Source organism: Dysgonomonas sp. 25 (genome assembly GCF_010501075.1).
Taxonomy (GTDB): Bacteria; Bacteroidota; Bacteroidia; order Bacteroidales; family Dysgonomonadaceae; genus Dysgonomonas.
Map to the genome: position 1 here is coordinate 1 of NZ_QVMN01000043.1, position 340 is coordinate 340.

Here is a 340-nt window from a genome sequence, read left to right on the forward strand (position 1 = left end):
TGAGCTATCGAGGAATATAAAAGGCATTATACCTTCAAAACCAGCATACAAGAAACAATTAATCATCCTGTTCATTTTAAAACCTATCCATTTTTGGTCATGCCCTCGACCGATTAGTAACAGTCAGCTCCATACATTACTGCACTTCCACCTCTGTCCTATCAACCTCGTCGTCTTCAAGGGGTCTTACAACTTAACGTTGGGATATCTCATCTTGAGGGGGGCTTCACGCTTAGATGCCTTCAGCGTTTATCCCGTCCCGGCTTGGCTACTCTGCTATGCCTTTGGTAAGACAACAGATACACCAGAGGCCAGTCCACCCCGGTCCTCTCGTACTAAG

1 rRNA gene is annotated in these 340 nt (G+C 45.9%); it reads right to left on the bottom strand.

Annotated features, from left to right (window positions below):
• Positions 1–93: 93 nt before the first annotated feature.
• Positions 94–340 (bottom strand): 23S ribosomal RNA (locus D0T66_RS16140); the annotation flags it as partial.